The 7,259-nt window shown below is 56.9% G+C and carries 8 protein-coding genes and 1 pseudogene; 2 read left to right on the plus strand and 7 right to left on the minus strand.

The features are described 5' to 3' along the window. On the plus strand, positions 1-212 hold a 212-nt coding region (locus tag J6497_RS39855), incomplete at its 5' end, for a hypothetical protein (RefSeq protein WP_225704798.1). A gap of 116 nt (positions 213-328) precedes the next feature. Here J6497_RS39855 and J6497_RS39860 read toward each other — a convergent pair. After that, positions 329-1,345, minus strand: a complete 1,017-nt coding sequence (locus J6497_RS39860) for an integrase core domain-containing protein (RefSeq protein WP_225709621.1) — start codon at positions 1,343-1,345, stop codon at positions 329-331. Further along, on the minus strand, positions 1,342-1,644 hold the full coding sequence (locus tag J6497_RS39865) for a plasmid partitioning protein RepB C-terminal domain-containing protein (protein WP_249793972.1): 303 nt from the start codon (positions 1,642-1,644) through the stop codon (positions 1,342-1,344). The genes J6497_RS39860 and J6497_RS39865 overlap by 4 nt, the downstream gene beginning before the upstream one ends. A 216-nt stretch (positions 1,645-1,860) precedes the next feature. On the opposite strand from J6497_RS39865, the gene J6497_RS39870 reads away from it, so the two are divergent. After that, positions 1,861-2,397, plus strand: a complete 537-nt coding sequence (locus J6497_RS39870) for a ParB N-terminal domain-containing protein (protein WP_225709622.1) — start codon at positions 1,861-1,863, stop codon at positions 2,395-2,397. Between the two features lie 604 nt (positions 2,398-3,001). Here J6497_RS39870 and J6497_RS41835 read toward each other — a convergent pair. The 5 genes and pseudogenes from J6497_RS41835 to J6497_RS39895 all read right to left on the minus strand — a co-directional run. Then, positions 3,002-3,136: a hypothetical protein gene (locus tag J6497_RS41835; RefSeq protein ID WP_312010458.1), complete on the minus strand. Its 135-nt coding sequence runs from the start codon at positions 3,134-3,136 to the stop codon at positions 3,002-3,004. Positions 3,137-4,154: 1,018 nt separating this feature from the next. Then, a complete protein-coding gene (locus J6497_RS39880) occupies positions 4,155-4,448 on the minus strand; it encodes a hypothetical protein (protein ID WP_225709624.1) in 294 nt (97 codons plus the stop codon). A 132-nt stretch (positions 4,449-4,580) separates the two neighbouring features. Continuing rightward, positions 4,581-4,867: pseudogene (gene rpsU / locus J6497_RS39885) on the minus strand (30S ribosomal protein S21). A gap of 749 nt (positions 4,868-5,616) precedes the next feature. Then, positions 5,617-5,826, minus strand: a complete 210-nt coding sequence (locus J6497_RS39890; protein WP_225706969.1) for a cold-shock protein — start codon at positions 5,824-5,826, stop codon at positions 5,617-5,619. A 1,154-nt stretch (positions 5,827-6,980) separates the two neighbouring features. Further along, positions 6,981-7,259, minus strand: a 279-nt coding sequence (locus tag J6497_RS39895) for a transposase (RefSeq protein ID WP_225705104.1), incomplete at its 5' end; no start/stop codon positions are given.

Genomic DNA, 7,259 nt, shown 5'->3' on the forward strand with positions numbered 1-7,259 from the left:
ATTTCCTCCGGCAACTGCCGCGCGACGATAGCGAGCGCGACGAGCACGAATGTCGCAAAGGCCGCGAAGGCAATCGTCATACCTGGCTCGGTACTGAATGTGCGCGGCACGAGAAATATCGCACCACCGGCGAAAGCAAGGGTGACCAGCGCAAAGAGGAGGCGGCCGAGGAGAAGACGCTGCACGCGGATTCCTTAATTGTCTTGCCATGATCAAAATCGTGCATCGCCGACTGGCGGGGACATTAATTTGAGAAGAAAACGTCTTGAGTGGCTCTGAGTTCCGTACGATGCTTGGGGATGATTTTATAGGTGTAGGTACCGAAAACCTAAACCCGCGCATAATGGTGATGGGGTCCGCCGAGGATGGGGAACGATTTGATGCTTCCGGTCCACTGAACCGGGCGAGAGACCGGCGCATCTTTGTCCAACGACCGATGGGTTCTGATGTCATCGTAATAGCGTGCGTAAGTTCGTAAAATCTGGCGTAGATGTGTCTCACCAAAAACGATGATGTGATCCAAGCACTCGCGGCGAATCGATCCGATCAACCGTTCGGCAAAGCCGTTCTGCCAGGGAGAGCCTGGTGCAGTAGGCTTGTCCCGGATGCCCATGGCCCGCAGTTTACGTGTGACGACGGTGCCATAGATCCGATCCCGACCGCGGATGAGGTAGCGCGGAGCCTCATCCCAAGGAAAAGCCTCGGTCAGCTGGCGTGCAATCCATTCAGGTGTCGGATTTGTTGTGACGTTGATCCAGACGAGCTCTCTGCGATCGACCCGGAGGATGACGAAGCCATAGAGCAGCTCGAACCCGATCGTTGGAACCACGAAGAGGTCCATGGCGGCGATGTCCGGCATGTGGTTGCGCAGGAAGGTTCGCCATTCCTGGCTTGGCAGCCCGTGCCGCTTGACCATGTATTTGGCGACGCTCGACTGCCCGACCTCAAACCCGAGCTTGAGCAGCTCGCCGCGAATGCGCGGCGCACCCCAAAGCGGATCGTCGACGCTGATCCGCCGAATCAACATGCGCAGCCCGGTGTCGATCTGCGGTCGGCCTCCTAGAGATCGCGACTTCCACCGCCAGTAGCCGCGAAAGCCGGCTTTGTGCCAACGCACGAGCGTCTCGGGCTGGATGATGGTGAGGACCGACAGGATTGACGGAAACCAGCGATACAGCTGGATCAGAAACCAGCGATCCTGGTTCGTGAATCGGGCGCGACCATGCAGCCTGCGCCGCAAGACAATCAACTGATGTCGCAGCACCGCGTTCTCCGCTTCAAGCTGCAACTTCGACTTGAAGGGCGAGGCGAGGACGGCCAGAGCGAAACAGAACAGCGCGATCATTCCGCCAGCTTAGGCGATTCCAATACGTCATCAACACGGATAAGGTTTTCGGTACACACAGGAGGTGATCTTGGCCTCACGAGTCCTGGATCGAAGATATCGCTTCCTGCAAGCATGAGAGTTCGCGTTCCTTGCGGGCAAATAGCTTCGGCCGTCATGCCCTTCAACCGTTTGGGCGTCTGTGGCGTGATCAGCTGGGCCTGGGGAGTGCCGGCCAATATGGCTGACGCATCGCTGACCAAAAAATTGTTTGCATCGATGAGGAGTTCGGCCGTCTCGATCTGACGCAGGGGGCTCATCTTGCGAAGAACATCAAAGACAGCCCATCGCCCGCCAAAAATGGAGTGGTCGGAACGAGTGCTACCGCCGCCCGTCGCGGTAAGCTAACGGAAGGAGTATATGACCTTCCTGACCGCTCGTACAGAATGCCTTGGCGCTAGAGCGCTTCATCCCTAAACTCCTGCCCCTGGCGCGGGTTGATTTGGATGGGGCTCAGTCACTACAGAGTACAAGCTATGCCCAAACCGGAAAGCTTCCCAATCGACAAGATTTACGTTCCCGTGAAAAGAAAAAAAGCTCTTAGACCTGAGCTCGTTGAATCAATTGCGGAAAGTATTCTGGAAATCGGGCAACAAGCTCCCATTGTCGTTCGGCGTGACGAAGACCGATTCGTTCTCGTCGAGGGACTGCACCGGCTGGAAGCCTGCAAGGCTCTTGGCGAAAAAGCAATCATCGGGCTCTTGGGCTCGGCCGAAATAGCTCACCAAAGGACGCTTTTATCCCACGGCGCTGACGCAGGAGCAGAGCACGACAAGATGGCGCGCTTGAAAAAACTGCGTCTCGAAAAGGAGGCTGCCGAGAAAATAACCCTTGCTTCAAGGGCAGTCATGGAGACGGGCTCAGCGGAACTTCCGCGAAAAAGCCCGGAGAAAGACATCCGGAACAATCTCAAAGCGACGCCGAGCCGATTAAATCGCAGGACTTCAGCATCAACACCGAAGACCTTATCGGAATGGCTCACGCAACAGAAGCGCGATGGTGGTCGTTATTGATTGCCGACTCGGGCACGCGACTTCCTCTAGAAGATAACCAAGTTCACAGCTTTCCCGGGGCGTCGTTCCGCAGTTAGTCCACTCGGCTGAAGAGCACAAATCTCGCCCGCGCGGCCTCCCGACCGGGCTCGTCGAGCGAACTTAGGGTTCGAAACCTAAAGACGGTGTCGATGGTCGGACGGGCAGCCGCTCCGCCACAGGCTACGCATAAAGAGACGATGCACTGTAGGTCTCAGTTGGTGACCTCCTCCCGTTTCGGTTGGCGTAGAAATCCTCATTCGAAGCCGCATATCTCACACGAATGCGAGGCCGCTCGCGATCCTCACGAACAGTTGTGCCACACCGCGATCGAAGATAGCTCCGAAATGCCTTTAGTCCGAGACGCCCCGCTCTTCTATTAGCCAGCCGTGGACAACCTGCCATTTGTCGGCGGAGCCCGACCGAAAGTCCAGCAGCGTGGGAAAGCGCTTGGCTTTGAGCTCGAGAAAGAACTTTCGCGCGTCGCGCGCGGTCGCCTTTCCCTCAAGAGGCTGCGTCTTTGTCCAGAGGTCCCACTCGCGAACAATCGCGTGCTTCGTTTGTCCCGCCGGGAGATCTCGCGGCGTCACCTGGCGGACTTCTCGGAGCGAACTTTTCTTGAAGGCTGGACGGGCACTCCGGACTCCCGCGCCAGCCGTTCCGATTTGAGCCGCTCGCGATTTTCGTGGAACGCTTTTTCGGCTTTGGCATAATCGGTCATAGTGTTCTTCGGCTCTTCCGCTCGGAATGCGTTGCGGGCCTCGCGCTCGGCTACGGTCGTTTCTCGACGTTCGACGGTTCGATGTCTCATCTTGATATCCTCGGGCGAGGGCGGGCAGCGCCTCGCAATAAAATCGCACTATCGGTGCCAAACGTTCCGGCTGAACGCCAGTTCCTAGCGATGAGGCCGCCGTCGCATGGAGCGGCTGCGAAATAGTCACTGCAGAAACTGTGCGGCGCTGCTCAGGGAACGTGTTCTCGTTGTTCAACCGTTCAATCCGCGTCGCTCGCGGCCAGGCGCTCGGCATTGTCGCCTGCATGCGAAATTGCCGAGCCTCTTCATGGAGCAGCACTTTCCTTGCGCCAAGCGGCGAGGAAGGTAAGCCGGCCAAGGGGTACTCGCGGCCCGGCCGCGGGCCATTGCCTCAACCCTGCGTTCTCGGTGCAGCCACGAGAAGCGCTCCACCCAAGACAACTGGCAAGACGCCAATCATCATTGTACCCCAAAACAAAGTATCCTTGAAAATATTTAGATTGCGATGCATGGGCGGCTCCATTCATTCTGAGGATTGGGGAGCCCAACCGGCGTTCCCATCACCGAAGACTCCCGCGAAACCGCGTGGTAACGGGTCGGGGCTGCGCGTTTATCCCATGCAATACAAGAGCCAATTCCCCGTGAAGTGAAAAAGATACAATTGCACTGCTCGCGTTGATCGGGTTCGCCCGTCGATTATGGTTGAGGTTGCTATCTAGCCACAAATCGATCGACGCACTATTCGCAAACAGGGAGCTATCTTTCACGGTAGCTCCCTGTCTGCGGTGAACGCCCACCCGCCAACCCATATCTCCCGTTCAGGTACCTTTCCGTTTTGGATGCTCGCCGAGGCGCGTTCCACAACTAATGCTGCCTAGCGTTGAAACGCTGACGCCGAAATAGGAACAAACATGAGAGGCGGTGACCAGACGTCGGTAACCGGGCGGAGCCGATCGCGAACGCGGAATTTGCCCTTAGAGCCCTCTCAGTGTTGAACTTCTTTCAAGCGAACCACAACGCCGGTGGGTTCGGGCTGATGTGTTCTCAACTTTGTAAAGCTCGCGTCGCTCCAATCTGCGAGACTTATTAGCTCTCCTTCCTCAGCCTCCATCCCAGGAACTTCGAGCAACTCCAAGACATGCAACCCCGTGGGGTCGAGAAAGAAAGTATGCTGACCGAACAATTCGCGAAATTGTGCAACTGCTGGATGATCCTCAGCAAGCACCTGCGCTGGAAACTGAGACAGGGTTTTGGTAATCTGTGCTTCGTTTAATTTCATGGCCTGTTCCTGATCTTTAGCATCCGAACGCGCTTCCTCGGCTCCCCGTTATCATAGCTTCTTGCCTCACAAGGCGGCGTTACCGGAGTGTTGCAAATACCGCGCGGACGACGATCCGCCTCCCGCGCCTTGTTAGGTCTCTCGTGTGCCACGAGTAGTGGCGGGCAGCATTTGCGCACGCTTGATCAGGACTTTTTCCTTTTTAGGCGGCGCAGCGATGAGTCCGTCGCGGATGGCCTGTTTCCGAGCAAGTTTACGGGCACGGCGGACGGCGTCAGATTTCTCTCTGGTCTTTTTTTCCGAGGGCTTTTCGTAAGAACGACGGCGCTTCGTTCCCTGAACACGCCCTCGCGCTGCATTTTCTTCTTGAGAACGCGAAGCGCTTGGTCGACATTGTTATCGCGCACGATTACCTGCAAAGTTGTGCTCCTTCAGAGTTGCAGGGCCAGATTGGCTAAAGATCGTGCTGAAGCGCGGCAACGATTCCTTCGCAGTAGATCCCGCTCGACTACGATCCAAGTTCAAGGGACAGATTGCCCCTCACGCAAAAGCCCGCTCAATCCCGTATCGCGGGGGCCGCACAGCCATTTCAGTACATCCGTGGAGTGACGAAAGCTGCTTATGCGAGGGCAAGAGGTTCTCGGCGCTGGACTTGCCACGCTTCCGGTCGTTCCTGACCTAGAAGTTCATCCGCTGACCCTGGGCGAGTCCACGAATTCCGGCCCGCTCGATCGCGCTATGCCCCTGTACCTGTAGCCATAACATTTCCCCGAAACGCAAACGCGCAGTTCGCGTGGAGTCACCCGATTCCCAAAGTGCAATCCGACGATGTCTCTGGAAAAGGGCCCAGCCTGGACCAACAACAAGGCACACGGCTAATCGAATGATGATAAGGTATGCACATTCTTCGAGAACACAAGGCTTCTTTTTGCACTGACGATATCATCATGCTGTTTATCGACGTCGATCTTCGACATATCAAAAAGTCCCAATGGCTTCTTGTCGGGCGTATGCAAAGGATGGCTCAAAGGCTGGCTCAAATCGTTCGGCGGGCACCCCCAGTGCTCGAAAAAAGAACCCCGCTGCTGGCACACCAAACGGCGGGGTTCTCTACCAGAAGCTTTGCCGGTACATCCGTGGTCAAAGCGTTGGCGGCGAGCGCGGAAGTTTATTCAGCGCGCAGATTTTCCGCAGCAGATTTGCCGGTCCGGCGGTCTGCGACGACCTCGAAGGAAACCTTCTGCCCCTCATTGAGAGTGCTCATGCCTGCACGTTCAACCGCGCTGATATGAACGAAGACATCCTGGCCGCCCTGATCTGGCTGAATAAAGCCGAAACCCTTTTGGTTGTTGAACCACTTCACTGTTCCCGTCGCCATGGGAGATCGTCCTTCGATTGTGTGTATTTGAGATCGCGCCAAACGCGATCGGTTAACTCGAGATCTGGGAGGAGGGTCGTCAGTCAGGCGCGCTGTTCGCGGCAAGGCCAAGTCGTTCGGCCGAAAACTCGAATGCTCAAGGCATAGTTACATTGCAGTCGCACCGCAAGAGAATGTTTTCGGCCTTGGCGAAATCGCGCTTAGGGCCCATGTGTCATTTCATCGCTCCTGCGGCGCGGTTTACGCTCTACCGAGCACGTAGGCCCCTCTCACGAGACGGCCGGCTTTGAGCGCGATGTCCGCGGAGGGACCCTCAAGAGCTGGAACACGGGTTGGGTCCGCTCGAGAAGGCTCGCAATCGGAACGGGCCCAATTGGAACACGAGATTCGTGCTCGGTCAGCGTAAGCCTTTGCACCAGCGCCGAACTTCGCGCTTTCCCTTGGCTTGCTTTTAGGCCAGACTTATGTTCGCACATGTCGATAAGGACTAAATCACAAAAACGCACTCGCCCATCTACTATTCGAGATCCCATGATGGGGTTTCGGGCACCGCCGTTGTTGCGAGCCTCTATCGTAAAGTGGGCTGAGAACCAGGCTGACAGGCCGACGCTACCAGAAGCCGTCCGGCGCTTGGTCGAGCTAGGACTGACGGCGAAGACGGAGCGCCGTTCCGGGAACGAAGGGCAGAAACAGCGCGCCCGCACAATGGCCGGTGAAACGATAGACGAGATGGCTGATGCCACAGTCAATCAGCACGCTCGGGCCAGCCGCAAGCGACGCCTCCTCAAAGGACCGGAAGAGTTTCAGGATGTGCGAGTGGATCGGCGCGGAAGAAAGACATGAGTCATGAACGCCACTCACTGGCTGGTCGAATTGGGGCTGAAATCCGAGAAGTGACCAATGAGGGCGCAAACGAGAATGAAACGCGGCCTTCGACAGCATCGCACGTTAACAAGATCACATGGGCACAGATCGGGAGAGTAATCGAGCCGGGCCGCGTGTCAGGCTTGGATGGCCTACGTAACGCGGACGATTTCGGCGTCAATCATACTGCCTCGCCTGCCAGACGTCCAACGAAGCTAGGTGCGGCCTCGCTGAAGCCTCGATAGTGTGCGTTGCATCACAGTACGGTCTACACTAGGGTCTGTTGGGATTCATCGGGAGTTTATCACGGCCGCGACCAGATGGATCATGGAGGCGAAGCTTTGATCGGTCTTTTCGGCGCGCATGGCGATGCGTTTGAACTCCTTGAGCTTGCCGAAGAAGTTCTCGATGAGATGCCGCCATTTGTACATCTCCTCGTCGATGGTGAGAGGCTTGGCGCGGCGCGGATGCTGGGAGATGACGACCTTGGCGCCGCGCGCATCGAGTTCGGCGATGATGGCGTTGCTGTCGAACGCCTTGTCGGCGATCAGCGCGTCGAAGGCCAATCC

Source organism: Bradyrhizobium cenepequi, assembly GCF_020329485.1.
Taxonomy (GTDB): domain Bacteria; phylum Pseudomonadota; class Alphaproteobacteria; order Rhizobiales; family Xanthobacteraceae; genus Bradyrhizobium; species Bradyrhizobium cenepequi.